Annotated in this window: 12 protein-coding genes; 2 read left to right on the top strand and 10 right to left on the bottom strand. The window is 55.2% G+C overall.

Translation table 11 applies throughout. The features are described from left to right. Nucleotides 1-170: 170 nt before the first annotated feature. The 7 genes from IQ241_RS00305 to queA form a co-directional block, all read right to left on the bottom strand. Nucleotides 171-659 (bottom strand): hypothetical protein, encoded by a 489-nt coding sequence (locus tag IQ241_RS00305; RefSeq protein WP_193904416.1) that lies wholly within the window; start codon nt 657-659, stop codon nt 171-173. 62 nt (nt 660-721) lie between these two features. Beyond that, nucleotides 722-1,300, bottom strand: coding sequence for a hypothetical protein (locus IQ241_RS00300; protein WP_193904415.1), 579 nt, complete (start codon nt 1,298-1,300; stop codon nt 722-724). Between the two features lie 183 nt (nt 1,301-1,483). Next, on the bottom strand, nt 1,484-2,506 hold the full coding sequence (locus tag IQ241_RS00295; RefSeq protein ID WP_193904414.1) for an RHS repeat domain-containing protein: 1,023 nt from the start codon (nt 2,504-2,506) through the stop codon (nt 1,484-1,486). Nucleotides 2,507-2,559: 53 nt separating this feature from the next. Further along, a complete protein-coding gene (locus IQ241_RS00290; RefSeq protein ID WP_193904413.1) occupies nt 2,560-3,051 on the bottom strand; it encodes a hypothetical protein in 492 nt (163 codons plus the stop codon). Nucleotides 3,052-3,134: 83 nt separating this feature from the next. Further along, on the bottom strand, nt 3,135-14,423 hold the full coding sequence (locus IQ241_RS00285) for a peroxidase family protein (RefSeq protein WP_265579866.1): 11,289 nt from the start codon (nt 14,421-14,423) through the stop codon (nt 3,135-3,137). Further along, the gene (locus tag IQ241_RS00280) at nt 14,420-16,585 is read right to left on the bottom strand and encodes a nidogen-like domain-containing protein (protein ID WP_193904411.1); all 2,166 of its coding nucleotides are present in this window, start codon (nt 16,583-16,585) and stop codon (nt 14,420-14,422) included. The genes IQ241_RS00285 and IQ241_RS00280 overlap by 4 nt, the downstream gene beginning before the upstream one ends. 616 nt (nt 16,586-17,201) lie before the next feature. Next, a complete protein-coding gene (gene queA / locus IQ241_RS00275) occupies nt 17,202-18,296 on the bottom strand; it encodes a tRNA preQ1(34) S-adenosylmethionine ribosyltransferase-isomerase QueA (RefSeq protein WP_193904410.1) in 1,095 nt (364 codons plus the stop codon). Nucleotides 18,297-18,508: 212 nt separating this feature from the next. On the opposite strand from queA, the gene IQ241_RS00270 reads away from it, so the two are divergent. Beyond that, a complete protein-coding gene (locus IQ241_RS00270; RefSeq protein WP_193904409.1) occupies nt 18,509-18,898 on the top strand; it encodes a hypothetical protein in 390 nt (129 codons plus the stop codon). Between the two features lie 32 nt (nt 18,899-18,930). Here IQ241_RS00270 and IQ241_RS00265 read toward each other — a convergent pair whose 3' ends face one another. From IQ241_RS00265 to IQ241_RS00255, 3 genes are all read right to left on the bottom strand, one after another. Next, nucleotides 18,931-19,392 (bottom strand): YraN family protein, encoded by a 462-nt coding sequence (locus IQ241_RS00265; RefSeq protein ID WP_193904408.1) that lies wholly within the window; start codon nt 19,390-19,392, stop codon nt 18,931-18,933. A 68-nt stretch (nt 19,393-19,460) separates the two neighbouring features. Beyond that, nucleotides 19,461-21,416 carry a DNA primase gene (gene dnaG, locus IQ241_RS00260; RefSeq protein ID WP_193904407.1) on the bottom strand — a complete coding sequence of 652 codons (1,956 nt, stop codon included), beginning with the start codon at nt 21,414-21,416 and terminating at the stop codon, nt 19,461-19,463. Nucleotides 21,417-21,421: 5 nt separating this feature from the next. Then, nucleotides 21,422-22,066, bottom strand: coding sequence for a hypothetical protein (locus IQ241_RS00255; RefSeq protein ID WP_193904406.1), 645 nt, complete (start codon nt 22,064-22,066; stop codon nt 21,422-21,424). Between the two features lie 330 nt (nt 22,067-22,396). Between IQ241_RS00255 and IQ241_RS00250 the strand changes: the two genes are divergently transcribed. Continuing rightward, nucleotides 22,397-22,552 carry a hypothetical protein gene (locus tag IQ241_RS00250; protein WP_193904405.1) on the top strand — a complete coding sequence of 52 codons (156 nt, stop codon included), beginning with the start codon at nt 22,397-22,399 and terminating at the stop codon, nt 22,550-22,552. Nucleotides 22,553-22,557 lie beyond the last annotated feature (5 nt).

Raw genomic sequence — 22,557 nt, 5'->3', positions numbered from 1 at the left:
ACTGCGATGGATAAGTTTGTTTCTAGCAATCCCCAAGGTTGTTTCCTGTGCCATCAACTATCACATGAAGACACAGCGGGGTCAGGCAAAGAGATGGTGGCATCTGAGCGTTTCATCCCTATCAATCAATCTACCGCGATATGTTATGGGCGGTTACCATGGGTGATTTTTTACCAGTCATAACGATATCCTTTGGTAAAAACAACAACTTCACTCGGAGGGAGCATCATAACAGAGTCAGAGTCTTTTATAGTCATCTTTTCCCAGTAACCTAATTCTATTCTGAGGTTGTAAGATACAACAGCTTCATTCTGTACTTCACATTCCCCATGCATTGAGTTCAATAGGGCTATTAAAGATTCTATAGAATTCTTATATAAAAGCTCCACCCCCTGAAAAACTGGTTCAGCAGGCTCAAAAAGCTTTATTGCATGACAGATACTAGATTCGTTATAGAACGCTACTAAACCAAGTGAACCAAAAACATCTCTTTCAGGAGCATCCGCATTAGATATTTGTTGCGGTGTGGCTCTGAACAACATTACACTGCTACGGGAGCGGGTACTGAATTCGCTACTAAGAATCTGACGAACTTCATCAGGTGTCATACCCAACTGAATTGGGCCAACATGCTCAAGCGGCTGAATCTCGAAAATCATCTAAGTTTCGGGTTTGGCAAAATTTGCTGAACTGACTTTTAAGCATTGAGAATTTAATGGTTTTATGTATAAGCATACCCTCGCAGCTGAAACAGATAGGGACTTTGTGCTTTCAGCCTAGCCGTATAGTTTTGCATTTGGATAATACCCTCTTCATACTTGTAGCCTAATCTATTCCTTATATCGATGATATCCAAAGCCTGAGCTGTCTCAAATTGGCCATTTGCAATCCAGTAAGCTTGCTGCCGCCGATATTCTACGGCATTTCTACCACTTCCTCCACTAGAGAGTTTAGCATCATCAGCCACTGTCATACAGATTGCGGGTGATATTCTTCTGCCATCATTCTCAAGAATGCGTTGATTGATGAAACTTGGAATGTTTGGATAATTAACTACACTCTCGGTCTCTATCCCTCCGAGCGCAATTCCACTCTGCTGTATCGAGTTCCATGCAGGAGTGTGGTTTGCCCTTGCACCCCTGTTGTGATTACCTTCACGCACCTGGAAAAATTCCCCACCTTGTGGCCATCCTTCGCACGGCTCATTACAGCCATTTGGATCTTCAGGAGCTTGTTGTGAAGGTCGAGGTGGAATATTTGGTAACGTTGGAGGAACAGGGACTGGCGTCGAATAGGGCAATGGGAGAGTTGACCCTGGTAAAACTGGTGGGTACGGCGGATAGATAGGTATTGTCGGCGTTGTTGGCGGGGCAATTGTCGGCGGGACGACGTATTGTAGTCCAAAGGGGTCAGCATTGCTGACAGGAACATTGAAGACATATCGATAAAGGTTTGCGTCACTGCCCCTAAATCCGATTGGGTCTTAACCAATGAAGCGTCCGGTTTGGCCGTCGTAATACCGAGCTCTGTAGTAGTGCAGCCCAGTTTCTTCGTCAAACTCTCTGCCCGTAAAGCCATAGCGGCTAGAGAAGCTGTCATCGCTCTGAACTACCAGGTTGCCATAGGAGTCGAACGTGCGGTGATTGACCAGGTTACCCGCATCATCAACCAGGTCCTTAACAGTGCCGAGATGGTCACTTAGCATCCATAGAGTAATCCCCATTCCATCTTGCTGAGCGATGATCTGGTCAATCTGCGGCCCATAGAGATAGCGCATGTTAGGGACTGAGCTTGCCCCGTCAAACTCCATAAGGACATGGTCGCGGTCATAGACAAAGCGCAGCGTTTGGGCCGCAGCATTGCCTGCCCCATCGCTGTCAACGGACTTAGCAATACGCCGCCCCACGATGTCATAGGTATACTCCACCCGCATCACCTCAGAGCCCGCGCTGTCCACATCCACGACCCTCACCAGCCGGTTGAGGTAATCCCAGGTGAGATTCCTAACTATGCCCGTGACAATCTCCGTCTGGCGAATCAGATTGCCCTCCTTGTCATACTCATAGGTATAGATGCCATCCGAGAGCAGCTGATTATTCGCACCCGTAACATAGCCCGAGCCATGGAGAGACGAACTAACGCGATTCCCGTTGGCATCGTAGTCATAACTCTCATCCGGGTTACTGCCATCGGTATGGTCCGCCCCAATGAGCTCATTGCGAGCATTGTAGCTATAGTCCGAGCTGCCATCGACATCTGTGATCTGAGTAATGCGATTGGCCGCATCATAGGCAAAGTCATAGAAGGCTACTTCACCGGTGCTATTGCTATGGCTGAGCCGCTTGAGGCGGTTGAGCTGATCATAGTCATAGGCCGAAGAAACCACCGAGCTTGTCCCCGCTAGGTCACTGTAGCGGCTGATGGCTTCAAACTGACCAATCGCGTCATAAGCAAAGTCCACCCGCTTGTCATCGACCCCCGCCCCAGACTGCGTCACCTGGGTCATCTTTGATTCATATGCTCTGATGACATTTACAAAGCATATGCTATAGATGAGTGTTACCAATCATAACGGTATCCCTTCGCAAAGATTACAATTTCACTCGGTGGAAAATTCATGATGGAATCATAGTCTTCTGCAGACAACTTGTACATGAAACCTAATTCTAATCTAAAGTTGTAAGTTACTAAAGCTTCATCTTTGATTTTACATTCTCCATTCATAGTGTTCAACCAAACTCTAAGAGATTCTAAAGAATTCTCAAACGACAGAAGATTCTTCCCTTGAAAGATTGGCTCTGCAGGCTCGTAAAGTCGTATTGCATGACAGACGCTAGATTCGTTGTAGAAAGCTACTAGACCAAGTGAACCAAAAACATCTCTTTCTGGGTAATCCAGATTGTTTTCTTGTTGAGTGTTACTCATAAAGAACATTGCGCTTCGACGAGAGCGGGTGCTAAATCCGCTCCCAAGTATCTGACGTATTTCACTAGGTGTCATACCTAATTGCACTGGACCAACGCGCTTTGGCGGACGAATATCGAAAATCATCGAAGTTGTAGATTGAGCTGAGTTGATATTGAAACGCTCTAATGAGTGCTAATTGACGATTATGTACTAAGGATTCGATAGTTCTACGTGTAAGCACTCCATGACCGAAACAGATAAGGACTTTGTGCTTTCAGTCTGGTAGTGTAGCTTTGCATCTGAATTATAGCCTCTTCATACTTATAGCCTATCGTAGTTCTAATATCGACGATATCCATCGCTTGCGCAGTCTCAAACTGGTAATTAGCTATCCAGAAGGCTTGCTGTCGTCGATATTCTCTGGCATTGGCACTACTTCCTCTGCTAGAAAGTCTTGCGTCATCATCTCGGTCCATACAGATTGCAGGAGATATTCTGTATCCATCGTTGATAGGGTTCCGCTTATTAATGAAATTTGGAATATTTGGATTGTTTACTACAGTCCTACTCTGTATTCCTGCGAGTGCAATTCCGCTCAGCTGTATTGAGTTCCATGCAGGTGTATGGTTTGCCACAGCACCTCTGTTGCGATTGCCTTCACGCACTTGGAAATAGGCCCCACCTTGCGGCCATCCTTCGCACGGCTCATCACAGCTGTTTGGATCTTCAGGACCGTGTTGTGAAGGCCGAGGCGGAATATTTGGTATGGTTTGAGGAACTGGTACAGGCGTCGTATAAGGTGATGGAATAGTCTGGTTTGGAATAATTGGCGGGGCTGGCGGCAATGGAGGAGGGGTCACTGGAGGAACGAAAAGACCAAGTGGGTCAACGTTGCTGACAGGAACGTTAAAGACGTATCGATAAGGATTGGCGTCGTTACCTTCAAACCCGATTGGGTCTTGGCTAATGAAGCGTCCGGTTTGCCCGTCATAGTAACGAGCTCTGTAGTAATGCAGCCCAGTCTCTTCATCAAACTCCCTACCTGTAAAGCCATAGCGACTGGAGAAGCTGGTATTACTTTGAGCAATTAGGTTGCCATAGGAGTCAAAAGTGCGATGATTGACTAAGTTTCCAGTATCATCAACCCGATCCTTAACAGTGCCGAGATGGTCACTCAGTAGCCAAAGCGTCGTCCCTGACCCATCTTCTTGAGCGATTATCTGATCAACCTGAGGCCCGTAGAGATAGCGCATACTAGGACTTTCGCTAGCCCCAGCAAACTCCAATAGCACATGGTCACGGTCATAGCCAAAGCGCAGCGTCTGGGCCACAGCACTGCCAGCTCCGTCGCTGTCAACGGACTTAGCAATACGCCGCCCTATGACATCATAGGTATACTCAACCCGCATCACCTCAGCGCCTGTACTGTCCACATCCACGACAATGACTAGCCGATTGAGATAATCCCAGGTGAGATTCCTAACCTTTCCTGTAGCAATCTCCGTCTGGCGCACCAGATTGCCCTCTGGGTCATAGGCATAGGTATAGATGCCATCAGAGAGCAGCTGATTGTTCGTCCCCGTGACATAGCCTGAGCCGTGCCGATGCGACTCTATGCGATTGCCATTGGCATCGTAGTCATAACTCTCATCCGGGTTACTGCCATCAGTATGGTCAGCCCCCGTCAGCTCATTGCGGGCATTGTAGCTATAGTCCGTATTACCATCGACATCGGAGATCTGAGTAATGCGATTGGCCGCATCATAGGCAAAGTCATAGAACGCTAGCTCCCCAGACGTGTTGCTATGGCTAAGCCGCTTGAGGCGGTTGAGTTCATCATAGTCATAGGCTGAAGCGACCACCGGCAGCGTTCCCGCTAGGTCACTGTAGCGGCTGATGGCTTCAAACTGACCAATGGCGTCATAAGCAAAGTCCACCCGCTTGTCATCGACCCCCGCGCCAGACTGCGTCACCTGGGTCATCCGGTCTTCCGAGTCATAGGCATAGGAGGTCACCCCAGCCGCCGCGCCATTGATGCTGTCACGTACCGAGATCAGGTTGCCATCCGCATCATAGGCATAGTCGAGTACCACTGTCGCCACACCGGGCGTCCCCGCATTGCTGATCCGAATCTGGCGACCGAGCGCATCATAGCCAAACTGATAGGCCGAGTCGGGGTCTTGCACCGCAACCAGCTGACTGGCCGCATCGTAGACCATAGTCGAAGAGCGGAACGCATTCCCCAGTCCATCGAGCCAGGATTCAGAGGTTTGCCGGTTGAGGCCGTCATAGGCAAAGCTTCGAGAACTCCCATTGCGGTCGGTGGTCCGAATCAGGTTGCCGTTTGCATCGTAACTCTGGCTACGGGAATTCCCCAGCTCGTTGGTTTCACTGATCACCCGGTCGCGCGCGTCATAGACATATGAGGTGGTATTGCCGACCGCGTCGGTCAGGCTGAGCAGATTCCCGACCGCGTCATAGGCGTAAAGCGTCTCGCCAACCGGGCTACCGGCATCGCGGCTCAAGATGAGGCGACCTAAGCTGTCATAGCTCATCTGAGAGCGCTGACCGAGGCCGTCAGTTTGAGAGATCGCATTGCCGACCGCGTCATATTCGGTGCGAGTGGTAATGGCTTCAGCAGACCCGGCGGCAGTCGTTACGGCAATCTGCCGCCCCAGCTGGTCATACTTGAATTCAGTGCGGACGCCGTTAGCGTCAATTTGAGCGATCAGCTGATTCGCGGCGTCATATTCAAAGCGAGTCGGATCGCCGTTTTCATCAATCCTTTCAACCAACCGACCCCGAGCATCGTAGACGGACCTAGTTGATTGCGCCTTAGCATCGATGCGACTGACGGGATTATTGTCAAAGTCATAGCGCGTCGTCTGGACAGCGCCATCGGGCCGGATAATTTTGACGAGCCGATTGCGGCTGTCATAGACATAGCGGGTTGTACGACCGAGGGGATCGACGGTAGATGTCAAATTCCCGGCCTTGTCATAGGTCTGAGAGCTAACCGGCGCAGCCAAAGGCCCAGCTCCATCCGGGTCAGCCGCAATACTCTTTACCGCCCGGTTCATCACGTCATAGACGGACTGGGAGCGGTTGCCGTTAGCATCGATGCTGGCCACCTGATTGCCCGCCACATCGTACTCGTAGCGCTCAGTCGCTTCATCGGCAGTCCCCTTAGCATAGGTCACCTGAGTCATCCGGTTCATGGCATCAAAGGCATACTCTGTGCGATGCCCGTTAGGGTCAACGATAGCCGTCTGATTGCCCACCGCATTGTACTCATAGTGCCATATGGTCTCATCCGCCGTGCCCTTGGCATAGGTGACCCGAGTCATCCGGCCTAGCGCATCGTAGTCATAATCGGTTTGACGGCCCAGCGGATCGGTTTCAACATCCAGCAGCCCCAGCGATGTGTAGGTATAGGCGGTGACGACATCATCGGTTTCCCCATTAGCAGCCGAGTCAATCTGCCCGACCACCTGAGTCATCGACAGGCGCATACCGCTGGTAGGATCAATCTCGTAGCGCGTTTGACGACCGAGCTCATCGGTTTGACTGGTCATCTGATTAAAGATGAGGTCATAGGTATAGGTGCGAGGGCCGACCGTAGTAGGATCGGATGGTTGCTGATTATTGGCAGCGCGGCTGAGACGAACAAACAGCTCCGAAGCGGTGACATCAATTAGGTCAGCGTCGCCATCCTGGTCCAAGTCATTTAGAAAGACCAAGTCGCCGTCCTCAGCTTGAAAAACGTATTCCAAGCGATCTTGGGGCTTAAAGGTGCCATCGCCTTCACCTAGCATCACTAAGATACGAGAACGACCGCCCAGAACCACATCGAGCTTGCCATCCGCATTGACATCGCCGACATTGAGCCGGCGCGGCGCTTCGTAGACACCAGGGTAGTCAACCTTCGCGCCGAAAGAACCATCCGGCTGAGTCATGAATACCGAGATTTCTGCATCATGAGCCAGCAGCAGGTCATTGCGACCGTCCTGATTGAGATCGACGATTTTGGCTGAGGAGATACTGCCAGAGAACTCGTCAAACTCATCAGAGCCGGCCCGTCTATTCAGGTCAAACTGGCCGATGGATTCAAACCCACCGTCGGCTTTCATCGAGATCGCGTCTAGATAGGTTAGACTTTGCCCATTTTCGTAAACGCTGCTCTTCTGGATGAACTCATCTCTCCCGTCGCCATTGAGGTCACCAACGGCTATTAGACCTGAAAGCGGCAGCGTTGTCCCCTGAATTTGGGTCACCCCGGTTTGAGTAAAGCTACCTAGTCCGTCATTCAGCAAAAGCTTTGAATACGGACCATACCGTTCTGCAAGCAGGATATCGAGCTTACCATCGCCATTGAAGTCGCCGAGCTCCAAGTAGCCTGGGTTAAAGCCGACATCGATAGATTCCGTTGCGCCCTGCTCTAGATTGCTGCCCCCCTTGAGAATCCAAACTTTTTGGGACACCGCTGCTGAGCCGTAGCGGGTGAAGACGATATCACCAGTCCCGTCACCATCAATATCGCCAATCTTCACCGCTTTGGCACTATCTTCGATAGACCGGGTTATGGGCAGAGTAAACGAGCCGCCACCACCATAGGCAACCACCAAGCTACCGTCCCAATTTAGGCTGACGAAGTCTGCATAGCCATCCCCATCAACATCCTCCAGCGCCATAGCGTTTGCGGAAGCGGAAGATTCAACCGGAATCTGAAAATCTGCTTGATAAGGCTGATTGCCTTCTGCTGTAAACTGCCCGCCCGTATTCTTGAGAAAGACATTGGTATCCCCTGCGCTGATCATGTCAGGTAGACCATCTTGATTGAAGTCGTCAACAATCACAGCAGCGGGTAGCACGCTGGCGACATAGTCAGCTCTGGTGCCGAAAGCGCCAGCTCCATCGTTATAGAGAACTGTGATGCTGTTCCCACTGTAGTTGGCCGTAACAATATCGGCATCGCCATCTCGGTCTACATCTGCAATTTTGAGAGAGGGAATATGTAGCCCGTAGAGGTCAAAGTCACTGGACGTGAAGCTTAAGTCATAGTCCCCGATGTCGTAAAGCGAAGCGATTCCAAACCCGCCCTGCAGGTTTGCTAGAGATACCGATACGGCATCGTCTTCGCTCACCCCGATGATGTCCTGCCTCCCGTCTGTGTTGACGTCTGCAAACAGCACCTGCGCTGCATATAGGCCCAGGTCATGGCTATAGCTGCTGCCAAAGGTGCCATCGCCAGCGCTGAGCGCGATACTCAGGTTTTGCGAACCATTTGGGAAGATGACATCGTCGTAGCCATCCTGGTTGACGTCAACAGTCCAAACCAGTGTTTTTGGGGAATCGTAGCTCCTGTCATCTAAAGCAACGCTGGGTGCGCTGAAGGCATAGCTGCCCTCGTAGCGGAACGTTTGGATAAGGGAAGACCGATTGTAATTGTCATCGTAGTAGGTGTAATAAGCGATCGCGTCTAAGTCGCCGTCGCCATCGACATCCCCCAGCTCAATTTCAGGGAAACCATTGCCTTCATCGTTAGAGATAACGAGGGTTTCGACAAAGGTTCGGCTGCCGTCGTTGAATAGCGCCTTCACCTGCTTTTTACTGCCTTCTCCGTCAACGTAGGTGTAGTCCTTAACCAGCAAGTCGCCATAGCCATTGCCATCAATATCGCCCATAACCACGGAACGATATCCGCTCCACACATCGCTGCTGATAGTGACCCGTTCAAAACTACCCTCGCCACTGCCCCAGAGCACATGGACGGAAGATTCAGACCCATAGCCAGTACCGGTCTCAACGACAATCAGATCTGAATTGCCATCTTGATCCAGGTCTGCTGCCAGAACGCTGCTGCTGTCATCCCAGCCATGGATTGGCAGAGCGCTGCTGAAGCCTCCCTGACCGTCCCCGAAGAAGATAGACTGGTTCCCATTTTGCCAACTGGCATTGGCGGTGGCATAGTCCAAATGGCCATCGTTGTTGAAGTCACCCGTGCTGATACTGACCGGGTTGATAGACGTAACGATGCGCCCCGAGTAGAAATCCGTCTTGATGGGATTACCCCCAGCCCCTTCACCCGTGCCCCGAGAGAACTCGTCTGCTACGGTTAGCAGGTTGCCGCGCTCATCGTAGGTATAGCGCGTCTCCTTGCCTCTGCCATTGACTCGACGGGTGACCATCTTGTCAAAGTTACGCTCGCTAACGCCGGTCGAACCGCCGCCGTCAACGCCTGAGAGAAGATGGCCGGAATCATCTAGGATATAGGTTGAGACGTTCCCGTTCGCATCCACATAGGTTGCCCGGTCAATGGGTTTAGTGCTGACAGCTGGTGGCTTGAGGACACTAATCGTTTGCTCAGGCCGCAGCAGAGCCTGAGTTTGAATCGGCTGCACCCGAATCATCGAGCCATCTTTGCGAATGCCGTGGGTCGCACGACCAGCAAAGTCGTAGACCGTTTCTTCCCGACTGCCGCGCTGATCGACTTCTGCGGTCATATGGTGCTCCGCGTCATACGACCAGGTGCGTTTTGAACTATCTGGGTCAATCACCTGAGTAAGATTCCCGGCAGCATCGTACTTGAGCTGCGTTGTGCGGCCAGCGGGGTCGGTGATGGCGCTGACCCGGTCGCCGGTATAGGTGAAGGTTGTCTCTAAGCCAACCGGATCGACGATCTTCGTGAGCTGACCGTTGACGTAGATATGCCGGGTCTCGTTACCGCTAGCTGCCTTAATGGAAACCAAACGATTGTCCGCATTGAAAGAATAGACGGTCTTTTCCTTAGTCGTACGACGGAAGGTGCCATCTGCGAGCTTCTCGAAGACTGACATATCCCCGGCTGAGGGTTTGTAGCTCACACCTTCGCGTTTGTAGACCAGCTCGCTACCGTCTCCGTCAATTAGCAGCACTGAACCGCCAGCGGTCTCAACCAGCTCCTGCACCCCGGCAATGCCCCAGCCGCTACCAAAGGCGCTATTTAGCGTGTTGACATGGACGAGCTCTCCAGTTTGACTGCTTGAAGACCCAGTAAAGCCATTAGCTGTATCCAGATAAGCGCCTAGCTCCAAAGAAAAATCGTAAACGCCTGAGGCATAATCCCTCAAGTCGGCTTGCAGTGCTGCGTTCACTTCGCCACCAGATTCGGGCAGATCCCAGATATGCTCGCCCCCGTCGAGCCCTTTCTTATCTCCGGTATAGCCGGGCACCTGATAGTCAATCCCGGTGTTGCCATCATGAACGGTCATGGTGGTAACCAGCCGGGCACTGCTGGGAATGGCGCCGCCATTGGCCGTGATTTGACCGCCAAACTGAACGATGTGCCGAGCATCGGCGCGCAGGGAGTCGTAGGTGAGCCGCAGCCCTCTCTGTTCTCCTAGAGACTGATAGGACAAGAGGTCATGAGTTTCGGTGACGCCGCCGGTATGGAGCTCTACCTGCGAGGTCAGCCCTTTCTTTGTTGCACAGTCTACGCAGCCTCTGTCTTCAACTCGGAGCTCGGGTACGAGCGCAGGTGGACTAAAGAAATGCCAGGATGAGTTGCGAATACCGCCTTCGATGGTGTTGATGGACAGTCTATCCGCCGAAACGGCACCCTTACCGACGATTTCAAACTCGCCGGTGATGGGATTGATTGACCAGAGGTCCATCTCCATCCCTGCTGGCCAGCCCGCTTCATTCGGCATGGTCAGCTGCGCCGGCTGAGTAAAGAGCATCTCCCCCGGCTGAATCGTCACCACCAGGTCAGGCGAAAGCCCCTCCGGCAGCGCCGCTGGCGTCAGGTCCGTCGGCACCTTCGAAATTGAGAGCGAGCCCGTGAAGGGATTGCCCCGGTTGTCCGTCATCGAATTGGCCGCCACCTGCACCTGCGAGCCAATCGCCGCGTTGGTGATGGTGATGTTACCGCTGCTATCGGTGGTCTGGACATTGTTAGCCACATCGAGGGCAGGCAGATAGATAGGCCGCTCAATGACGTTGTTCACCCCGGCATAGACCTCATGGCCGAGCATCAGCTTCAGCTTCTCCGCCACAAAGGGGTACTGCTCGCCCTGCGAGGAAACATACTGATTGCCATAGACCTTGAGGGTATCGGCAGCGCCGTCCGGGGCAAAGGTCATGTCGTGGGTGACAAACTGACTCCAGGCCAGCATAAACGCCGTTGCTCCGGTGGGGTCAGGAATCGAGCCCTCCTGGTCAAAGATAGCGTTGCTAATCTCGCGTACGTTGGGCCGATTCGCCCCGGCTAGAGAGCGGATACCATCGCCATACGCCTGGGTATAGTCCACCCGCAGCCGCGTCCCCGTCTTGCCCAGCTCAGGATTGGCTAAGTTGTTGTCCGAACCGTCAATTGAGCGGTACTCACTCGTCGTCTGAGCCGCCGCTGCTCCACCTGCCCCCGGCCCCGACAGAGCCGCCCCGGTCGAGAACAGGTTCCCCGGCAGGTCATCAATGCCCGTATTACGCTCAATCAGAGACTTCAGCGACGTCCCCCGCACAAAGGCGAGCTCATCGGCACTCAGCTGGCTGTTTTCATACCAGAAGCGATCGCCATCGCGCAGCCGCTCAAACTGGTCCACAATCACCTGCTGGAACAGCTCACCGACCATGCTGCCCGCCAGCTTATCTTCCGCCAGGCCGCCGACAATCACATCGATGTCATCGACGCTGCCATAGACCTGCTGAAGCACCTGCTGCAAGCTCACATCCGAAGTAATCTCAGCAAACGAGGACACTGGCGCTAGGCCAAAATCCACCCGGGCCTGGTTGTAGTCCGGCAGCCCGACATCACGGCCCCGCTGAATATCGACTGCCGCCAGGTCAATCCCGCCCGCCCCCGGCGGCCCAAACAGCGCGTCGCGCAGCGCGTCAATCACCTTCGTATCGACCGCCTGGGCCGACTGGGCAAAGAGCCCTCTGAGCACCGGGTCAATGCCGTACTGCTGGATGATCGCCGGATTGAAGGTACTGTCCTTGAGCGCCACCGTCGGTAGCGCCTGGCCGTCATCGCCAATCATCAAGAACGAATCGGCGCTCTGGGTATGACCCAGCCGGAACGCCGCCGCCGAAAACAGATGACTCACCGACGGGTCCACCGCAGCGTCATAGCCCGAGTAGGTGCCAATCGCGCCTGCCCCCACGAACTGCGGTAGGAACTCAGCGTAGGTAATCTGCTGAATCTGCGCCGCAACTAGCTGCCGTGTCCTCTGATAGAGCTCCTCGCCACTCAGCCCCGGATTGGCCAAGCTGATCTCATCAGCCAGCCGGTTGTGCTCTCGAACAAAGACCGTATGCAGCGCCGTCAGGCCCAGGTTCTCATTGGCGCGTACGTCGCCGGTGGCAAATAGCGAAGCCGGTGCTGTCAGTCCCCGGTTGTTGTTAGCCAGCGGCCCATTGGGGAAGGTCTGCACGTTGTTCACCGGCAGCAGGTCAGCGCCTGAGACCTTGAGCCGACCGGTGCCGTCATTTGTCCGCAGCGCACTGGCCCGGGCCGCGTCCGTGCCATAGACCATGCTGGCATCCATGAAGGTGCTGACCAGGTTGGGATGGCGCAGCGGGTTGCTAGTGCTGGTACCAGTCGCCCCGTCAAAGGTGGTGCGTCTGAGGTTGATCTCACTGGTGCCAGTGCGGAAGGGGTCAAAGGCCGGATCGCCGAGTGGAATCTGGATATTGATTTCTTCGGTGGGGAAGCTGGTGGCTGGAATCGTCAGCGTGAAGTTGCCGTTGGCATCGGTCACTGCCTGCAAGCGACCGAGGGCGAGCGGCAGGTTAGCCAGGGAGTTGCCGTCGATGTCGAGGATGCGGCCTGAGATCTTTGTTGTCGTCAGCGGGTCAGCCGCTACCGTCAGCGAGACCGACTGGGTCACCTCCGCGGCCCCGTCGGTAGCGACTAGGGTAAAGCCGTACTCACCAATCTGCTCTGGCGTCGGCTCAAAGGTTAACTTCCCGGAACCGCTGATCTTGCCCTTGGGCAGCGGCCCGTCGCTGCGCAGGGAGTAGGTCACGCGATCGCCGTCGGCATCGGTGGCCACGAGGGAGATTTCCAGCTTCTGCCCCGGCGTTGCCGTCAGCGGTCCGAGCTCGGGCAGCACCGGAGCCTGGTTGGGGCCGCTCACCCAGACCTGAGGCGTCAGTGCCAGCCGTAGCTGGTCTGGGTTGCTGAGAGTAGCTGAGATGGCAGCGGTACTTGCATCGGCTGCCAGTCCACCTGCCGGGATCGCATTGCGCAGGCTGACATATCCATTGCCGTTCGCGTCTGTTCCCGATTGGGTTTGTAGCGTCACGCCAGTGGGCAGTCCCTCAAAGACCACCGCCGCCTGCCGTCCAATCGCGGTCGTGCCCGTGTTGTGCAGTCGCAGCTCAGCGGTATATTCACCCGTCGCCGGATTGAAGCGCACCTGGCTGAATAGCGCTTTAACCTGACTGTTGACACTCAGCTTGGAGAAGTCCACCTCGCCTGCGATAGTCGCCAGCCGGGTATCGACCGGGAAGCGCGGCCCGGAGATGCCCTCTGGGTCAAGCGTGTTGGTGAGCTCGCTGACTTGGACCCGGCTGCCGGTATCGCCATCCTGATTCAGCAGCTGGAACACCAGTCGCCCTTCGCTTTGCTGCGTCAGCCCGCTCAGGTCAACCTCGACAAAGCGTCCGTCATAGCGCACCAGGCCCGGCGTAAACTCAGCCGTCTCTCCTCGCAGAGAGAATAGGGGCGTCCCAGGCGTGCCGCCATCGAGCAGCGTCTGCGCCGGGTTTGCCGCATCGACTAAGTACAGGGCAAAGAGATCTTCTGTCCCCGCCGTCGTATCAGAAACGTCAAAGCCCGCATCGACTGCGAAGCGCAGGGTACGGCTCCCCTCAGTGGAGCCGAGGGCGACCGGCAGCGATGCCTGCACCACATAGCTGTCCGATTCACCCAGCAAGAGCGTATCGGCATTTAGCACTGCCCAGCCGGTTGCCGCCTGCGGCCCGGTCACAAAGGGCGTTGCCGCTACTTCAAAGGCAACGGTGGTCTGAGTTATGTTGCCTGCGGCGTCACTCAGCGTCAGCGCCAGCTGGTGTCCCCCCACCGACAGCGGCAGCGCCTGTAGCAGCTGGTCGAACTCACCAGCGGCTAGGGTAAACGTTTCAGCCGCTGCGCCGTTTAAGCTAGCGTCAACAGTAACGGCTTCTTCTGCAGAGCCAACGAGATGGACATGACCGCTGTGGGTACCGCCTGCGACTGGGCTCACCAGCGATAGGGCAGCCGGGCCAGTCGTATCGAGTGTGAACTGAAAGGACACCGGCTGAGAAGCATTGCCGGCGCTATCTTCAGCGATGACGTTTAGGGTATAACTACCATCACTCAGCGGCTGGCCCAGGATACCTTCTAGGGCTGCGGCATCGAGGGTGAAGCTGCCGTCCTGCAAGGAGCTGAGAATGTCAACATACTGCTCAGCAGAGGTGTCACCAAAGCCTGCCTTGAGCACAGTAACCGGGCTGGCGTCAGTGACAGTGCCAACGATAGTAGCGTTCGCGGTCAGACCGTCACTGGCATCCGCGCCCGTATCCTGCTGTAGGTCCAGGGCGACAATAGGGGCCTCTGTATCGGGGCTAGTTCCAAACGAGAACAGATCCGATTGCCGTTTGTATCGAGCTCCAGCATGGCGGCAGCGTTGCCCGACTCGGGCAGCTCGTAGAAGTCAACGCCGTTGGCTGCCGAGTAGCCCGCCCGGGCCGCTACGCCATTAGAGGCATCGCCAGAAACCCACTCAATCGCTTCATAGATAAACGCCATGCCGAAGTCACCGTTTCCCCGGTCTTTCAGCTGCAGCTGAAAGGCGTTCGGAACAGTTCCCCAGCTATAGGCACCCACATCATCCCAGGTGATGGTCACCGTATCGCTGAGCGGGTCTAGGTCCCAGTAGACTAAGTTCGAGCCGGTCGAAGTTCCGCCAGCAGAGGGCGTGACTGGGCCACCCTGGGTATCGATATCGGAAAAGAACGGTGCAATGATAGGGACATTCGTGTTCCCTGTCATCGCAAAGGGCGTATAGGTACTGATTGGACTGTTAAAGGTGATATTGCCGTTATTGTTGATATAGAAGCCGGTGTAGGTCGTGCCGAAGAAGTTGATGCCCGACTCAAAAACAGAGGTGATATCAATGAGCGTGCTGGAGCCATCATCGTTTCTATCGAGATAGTTCTCACCAAAGTCGGGTGGATTGGCCTGACCTTGAAACTCAGTAGGCGTACCTAATCCAGAGATCAAAGGGGTGCTGGGTGGTTCAACGGGTGGTTGATTATCTGAGCCTGCTTCGAATGAGAACTGGTAGCTATTGCCGTTTGTATCAAGCTCCAGCATGGCTGAGGCGTTACCTGACTCAGGCAGCTCGTAGAAGTTAACGCCGTTGGCAGCGGAATACCCGGCCAGGGCGACGACCCCATTGGAAGCATCACCCGAAACCCAATCAATGGCTTCGTAGATGTACTCCATATCGAAGTTGCCGTTACCCCGGTCTTTGAGCTGTACCTGAAACGCATTTGGAACCGTTCCTAAGCTGTAGGAGCCTACGTCATCCCAAGTCACGGTGACGGTATCTGTGACTGGGTCTAGGTCCCAGTAGACCAGGTTTGAACCGGTGGAAGTTCCACCTGCTGAAGGAGGAACTGCGCCGCCTAGAGTATCCACATCAGCAAAGAACGGCGCAATGATAGGAACACCCGTATTTCCCGTCAGCGCAAAGGGGACGTATGAAGATAGCGGCTCATTAAACGTAATGTTGCCGTTATTGTTGATATAGAAGCCGGTGTAGGTGGTGCCAAAGAAGTTGATACCAGACTCAAAAACAGAGGTGATATCGATAAAATCGCTGGAGTCATCATCGTTTCTATCGAGGTAGTTTTCGCCAAACTCAGGCGGATTGGCCTGACCTTGAAACGCCGCAGGCGTACCCAATCCGCTAATTAAAGCGTTGCTAGAGGAACTACTGCCTGACCCATCTGAGTTTGTCCTCGGCTCAGACAGCAGGCTCGCAGACGGTATGGAAATGTTGTTAAAGTCATTTGTCTCTGAAATGGCGTCATCTGTATCGACAGCGGCAAAGAGGGTATAGCTGTCGGAGAGGGTATCTGGAAGCTGAATATCCGCTGAAACTGTTTTGGACTGTTTGGGCTTTAGCTTCAGCTGGGTTGACACCTCACCAACTTCAATAGCGGTAGAATCTAGTGTCTTCTTTGACGAGGAAAAGAGCTTTAGCTTGCTCGTTCCAGCAGTCTCTGCCTCTCCTTGACTGGTAGTCTTTACCTTGAACTTACTGGATTTACCGGGTTTATTAGCAGTGTCCTTATCGAAGTTTAGGTCGCCAGCGGCATCGACGAGGTCGGGTAAGTTTGAGTGGGCTTTTGGGTTGGTCGCTCGACTGAGCAAAGCGTCCACGGTCGCTACGCTGCCGGTGAGGATGTCTGGTATGGTAACCGTCTGCCTAAGTGGGCTGGAATTTGAGTTAACCCAAGCCGTTTTGGATACCTCGAGGTCAGAGTGCAGCTGACTTTCTACAGTGCTGAGCGCAGCGGCTAAACCGATCTGGTCTTGTCCTAGGGTGGGGCCAGCAGGTTGTAGAGTGGGGAAGAGGAAGTTGCCCTCTTCCCAGGGAAGACCAGGAACAAAGGAATCCTGTCTATCTGCACGCAACGGCTGATTCATGGGTAACCACTCGCTTTACCAGTAGGCTCTAGGTCCAACAGCAGACAGCTGTTGAACAGGGGGTTATAGTTCGGTAGAAGACTAAGGGCAGCAGCGGGCTGAAATGGGGAAAACGCTGCCCTACGACTGATAATGCTACGGCCTAACTCAGCAATTTCCCTTCGGTAGTTGTACGCAAGTTTCCATCAAGTTATGTTGCAATATTGAACAAAATAAGGTCGCACAGAACACATTGCAGCCCAATCAGCCAATGGCATCCGTAGGGTTACAGATTAGGTCTCTAGTTTCGTTCCGACTTGAAGTGCTACTGCAGTTGTAATACGAGTAGGCCTACTAGAAATTGATTTGCAGGGCCAAGTGATGGAGTCTTAGTAAAGGCTTTCCTCTGAAGACTGAATCAGCAAAAGTAAAGCCCTCCCTAAAGCAGGGAGGGCTTTTTGCATTCGTAGAAAAATTGAGGTGGCGTCTCCCCAAAGAGCAATGCATCACTGTGAGGAAGGGAGAACGGCATTTCTGCTGTACGAGGCAGGAAGAAATACCGGATTCTCCGTGGGGGACGTAACATTTGACGGGGTCGAGTAGGCGCATGTTCCCTATCACTTTCTGATGTCATGAGCTAATGCTGGGGCGACAGAACGGCTTCCGGCAGAATCAGCATCGCATCGCCAAAGGAATAGAACCGATATTGAGACTCAATTGCCGCCTGATACAGCTGGAGCAGCCGCTCTCGACCAATCAGGCTGCTAACTAGCATCAGTAAGCTAGATTCAGGCAGGTGAAAATTAGTAACCAGCCCATCGACCACCCGCCATCGATAGCCGGGATAGATAAATAAATCGGTTCGGCCCCGGAAGGGCTGACCCATCGGCTTTTGGTGAGCGGCGCCTTCCAAAGCTCGGGTCGAAGTCGTCCCCACAGCGATTACCCGGCCGCCATTTGCTTTTGTTTGCTGAACCAGGGCAGCGGTTTCAGCCGGGACTTCAGCCCATTCTCGATGCATCTGGTGGGCGGTAATGTCGGCGGTCTCGACCGGGCGAAAGGTGCCGACGCCGACATGCAGCGTGACAAAGGCGGTCTGAATGCCCTTAGTTTTCAGCCGGTCGAACAGGGCGGGGGTAAAGTGCAGACCCGCCGTCGGGGCGGCGGCAGATCCCAGCCGCTGGGCAAACACGGTCTGATACTGCTCGGGCTGAGACTGAGACTGGGTAATGTAGGGCGGCAGCGGCACGGTGCCCAGTTGGTGGAGCAGGCTTTCTACATCAGACTTGCATTGCGATTCAAAGCGGAGAATGCGGCCACCGGTAGCGCGATCGCAGTCTTCCACCTGAGCGACTAGCAAGGGAACCTCAGGCAACTCGCCAAACTCAATCAGGCTGCCCGGTTTAAGTCGCCGCCCCGGCTTCACTAGCGCTAGCCAGCAGTCAGCGCTAGCCGGTTCCAGCAGCAGTACCTCGACCTCACCGCCGCTGGGCTTACGCCCCTGGAGGCGCGCGGGCATGACCCGGGTGTTGTTAAGAACCAGTAAATCTTTCGGTTGGAGTAAATCGGGTAGGTCGCTAAAGCGTCTATGCTGATAGCTCTTGGGCGAATCGACCAGCAGCAGCCGAGCGCTATCCCTAGGCGCCGCTGGATTTTGGGCAATCAGCGCCTCGGGCAGATGATAGCGATAGGCAGCGAGGGAAAGGTCTGAGCTAGAAGCAGTCGGATACATGGATCGTTCAATTTGAGGATGAGAAAATGCTTCAAAGACGGTTCATTTGGGGAAACCTGAGTTGTCTGGCATTAGCTAGAATGTTAGCCCGGATAGCCTGTTGCACCGATTGCCTAAGCCGCTTTAGGAAATTTTTACCTAGCTCAACAATTTACGCCGCTGCACGCTGGTAGCCTGACAAAAGGCTTATCACATTCGCTCAATCATGGACGATGGAATACCTCTATTACCTTGCTAACGCCAGTCTAACCCTGCGTACGGTCGAACGGCTGCTCTGTCCGACACAGCTCCCCCTGGAGTTTATTACGGTCATTCATCAAATTAACGGTTGGATTGTTAAGGTGAAACTGCACGATAGCGTGACGCCGCGGGCGGCGGGTGACTTTGAGGCTTTTTTGCGTGAGCTAGGCGTGGTCTATGAGCCCGGTATTCGGGTGCGGATGGCGCTCTGGGGGCTAGAGACTGGCCAGTCGCCGGTGGATGTGATGCGCCGCTATCAGATTGCCGTCGTCTCCCATGGCAAACCCGACCGCCACGAGATTGAAGAATTCAGGCAGCAGTTTGTGACGGGGCTGGGCTACTGTCCCGAGACCCTGGCCTGAAGTCAGGCTGCCTTTCCAGCGCCCACCCCCCCTTAGCGCCCGGTATAGTCAAAGGCATTCACCAGGTAGTCCTGAATGAAAATATAGCGCTGGCGATTGGGAATTTGACGGCTGGCCTGAGCTGTGAGTGGGGGCTCTGGCAGGCAGGCAATCAGGGCAATATCAAATCGGCAGGGCAGCTCGGCTAGGTGGGGATGGCGGACTAGAAAATAGCGGGCGGTGGTCCAGAGCTTTTTTTGCTTGCTGCGAGATACGGCCAGCAGCCCGTCGGCGTCCCAGTTGCCCTGGCTGCGGGTTTTCACCTCAACAAAGGCAAGCATCGGGCTGCTCAACCGTCCGCCTGCCTGGGCGTTGTAGCCCTGGGCAATCAGATCGATTTCTCCCCAGCGGCAGTGCCAGCGCCGCTGCAAAATGCGCCAGCCCTGCCGCATCAGCCAGGTTGCGGTTAGGTCTTCGCCATAGCTGCCCAGTTCGGCTGCGTCGCGATCGGTCATGGGGTAAAGCCGTTTAGGACTGCTCTAGGATTCCCAGGTCTTGTCCCTCAGAGTCCCTTAGCTGTGCTCTAAAGCTTTAAGGTGGCGTAAAATTCGCCGACCCAGGGGACTTCGGCCAGGTCTTTGAAATCGACGGTGCGCTCTTTTTCTAGGTCGGCGATGCGGCGCTTTTCGGCATAGATCTGCTTTTGGTAGTAGGCGTGCTGGTCGGGCTGGTCGGCCATTTCGGTCTGGGCCCAGAGATTGAGAAAATGACGATAGCGCTTTTCGCACATATTTTTCTCTAGGCAGGCGATCGCGGCGCGCACCACCAGCGGCCCGCGCAGCACGTCGCGCTGGTGCTTTTCGTCCAGGTAGAGCAGATGCTGCACCTGGGAGCAGGGGCCGGTGCCCTCGGCAGCCAGATTGCGCAGCGTCTCTAGCAGGCTCTGGCTATCAGGCTGGGCAGGCTGGGCAGGCTGGGCAGGCTGGAGCTGGATGAGCAGCCGCCAGAGGGCGCGGTGGTGCGAAAAGCTGAACTGAAGGTCGCGTTCCTCCAGCCCCCTTAGCACGGCCTGACGCTGCTCCTCAGCGTGGATATAGACGCGCAGCAGGGCCGCCTCGGCCTCTTCCAGAAAGCTGCGCTGTCTAATCTGGATTTCTGGAGAAGAACCGCTGGCCGCCTGCGGACGGCGCTTGCGACGCACCTGGGCCAGAAAATTTTCGGCCAGCAGCGGCACCAGGCGGCTGTCGCCCTGGCTGAAAATTTCGGCACAGTGGCGAATGTAGTGGGTGCGGCTGTCGGCATTGGCGATGCTGCTGAGCAGGTCAACGACGGCCTGGGCCGCCTGCTGGAACTGGTCGGCCTGCTTCAGGTCGCGATCGCGAATGGTCTGGGTAATCTGCCAGTCGAGCCAGAGCGGAGCGGCATCGACCAGGGCCAGATACTCTTCGGCCAGGTGACTGCGCAGGTAGTCGTCCGGGTCCTTGCCCGCCGGAATATTCAGAATCCGCAGCTGCACATCGCCCCGGTAGGCCATCTCAGCCACTTCCCCAATCGCCCGCTCGGTGGCCCTCACCCCCGCCGCGTCAGCGTCAAAGTTAAACACGATCTGCTTCGACTCGGTGTAGCGCAGCAGCTGGCGCACCTGCCCCACGTTGAGGGCCGTTCCCAGGGATGCGACGGCGTGGAGAATGCCGGCGGCATGGAGGGCAATCACGTCGAAATAGCCTTCGACGACAATGGCCTGGTCCCGCTTTGCGATCGCGGCTTTGGCCCGGTCTAGTCCGTAGAGGGTACGGCCCTTATCAAAGAGCTCCGTCTCGGGTGAGTTCAGGTATTTGGGCTTGGCTTCACCCAGCGCCCGCCCGCCAAAGCCGATCGCCCGCCCCTGGCCGTCGTGGATCGGCACCATCAGGCGATCGCGAAACCGGTCATAGTAGCCGCTGCTCTTCTGCTGGGGCACAATCAGCCCGGCCTGTTCAACCAGCTCGACCGGGTACCGCTTTTGTTCGACTAGATAGCCGTATAGGGTCTGCCAGCCATCCGGCGCGTAGCCGAGCTGAAACTGGCGGATGGTCTCGTCTGAGAGCTGGCGCTGCTGCCGCAGGTAGGCCAGGGTCGCCTGCCCGTCGGTCTGGAACAGGGCATGCTCGTAGAACTTAACGGTTACCGAAACGATTTCATAGAGCTGTTCACGCAGCGTCAGCTGTCGCTGCAGCGCCTGCTGCTGAGTCGGTTCCAGAGTTTTGACCGGCACCTGGTAGCGGTGGGCCAGATCCAGCACGACGTCGGCAAACGACCGTTGGCCCAGCTCCATCATGAATTTGAAGGCATTGCCCCCAGCCCCACAGCTAAAGCAGTAGTAAAACTGTTTGCTGGGGCTGACGCTAAAGCTTGGTGACTGGTCGTCATGGAAGGGACAGCGCCCGACAAAGTCCTTACCCTGCTTTTTCAGCACCACCCGTTCGGAAACAATATCGACGATATCGGCCCGCTGGCGGACGGCGTCGATCGTATCGGGGTGGAGACGCGGGGAGGACATCGCGGCTACTCGTTCTCCTGGCGGTCATCGTCGTGGTTGCGCCCGGGCTGCGCACCTAGCTCCGCCTCTACGGCTCGGGCCGCCGCTAGAATATCCTGCTCCTCACCGCCCAAGTAGAGCCGGCCAAAGCTACCGATGGCCGAAATCTGCAAAATATTGATCAGCGCCGCCTTTTCTGCTTCGTTCGCCGCTAGGGCCGCATAGGCCGCCGGTTCGACCTCCATCACGTAGAGCGTCTGCCCGGCCAGAATCATCTGGCCGCGGCGGGTGCGGTTAATCAGCTGAACATGGTGCGGGTCGAGGTTGCGAATCACCTGGCTGGCGATCAGCCGCGGCTTCAGGCAGTCGCGTCGGTTCACGCCCAGGATATCGAGGATAGCCCGCCCAGCGGCTTTCACCTCCCCCTGCTTGTCGGCGTGAATTTCGAGCACGCCGTAGAGCCGCTCGACCACCTGCACGCCGGGTCGCACCACCGCCGCCTTCATCGCCACGTCCGTAATCCGGTTGATTTCAATCCCGGGCGAGATTTCGATCCAGAGGGAGGCGTTGGTGGGGAGGGGCAAAAACCCGATGGAGACGGTACCGATATAGGCGGCATGCTGCGGCTGGAGGTTGTCAATGTAAACGTAGCTGCGAAGTTCTACACCCAAAATGCTTGCTAAGAATTAGGACGCCGACCGGACTGTCGCGTTTATACGGATCTGGAACGGGCTCAATCAGTATACCGCCATCGTCCTGTCTCAATCGCAGCAATTGAGACAGGACTGGGCTATCTGGCGTAGGCGATTTGCGAGTCGCTTTAAACAAATTTTACCAAGTTGGCCTAAAACTACTGAATCAGGGGGAGGCGCTTCATCAAATTTCAATTCCATAATTCGCTGCTTCTACGCTCGGCAGAGGCCGCCGCGATCGCGGAAAGTTAGATCAGCGTAAGCAAATGATTTATTTCTCCGGCCGATCAGGCCAAACCTGCATAACCGATGAATACCGACCGACCTGCACAGCCCTCAGCCGTAGATCCAGCCCACGATGAAACCCACACCCGGCGCTCCAGCCGTTCAGGCAGTAGCCGTAACCCCGAAAACATCTGCCTGGTCTACCCCGATGGTCACGTCGTCCAGCAGCCGGCGGACTGAGCATC

The sequence above is a fragment of the Vasconcelosia minhoensis LEGE 07310 genome, from assembly GCF_015207255.1.
Taxonomy (GTDB): Bacteria; Cyanobacteriota; Cyanobacteriia; order Phormidesmidales; family Phormidesmidaceae; genus Vasconcelosia; species Vasconcelosia minhoensis.
The sequence above is the reverse complement of the archived record's forward strand: the minus strand, read 5'-3'. Positions and strand labels throughout refer to the sequence as shown.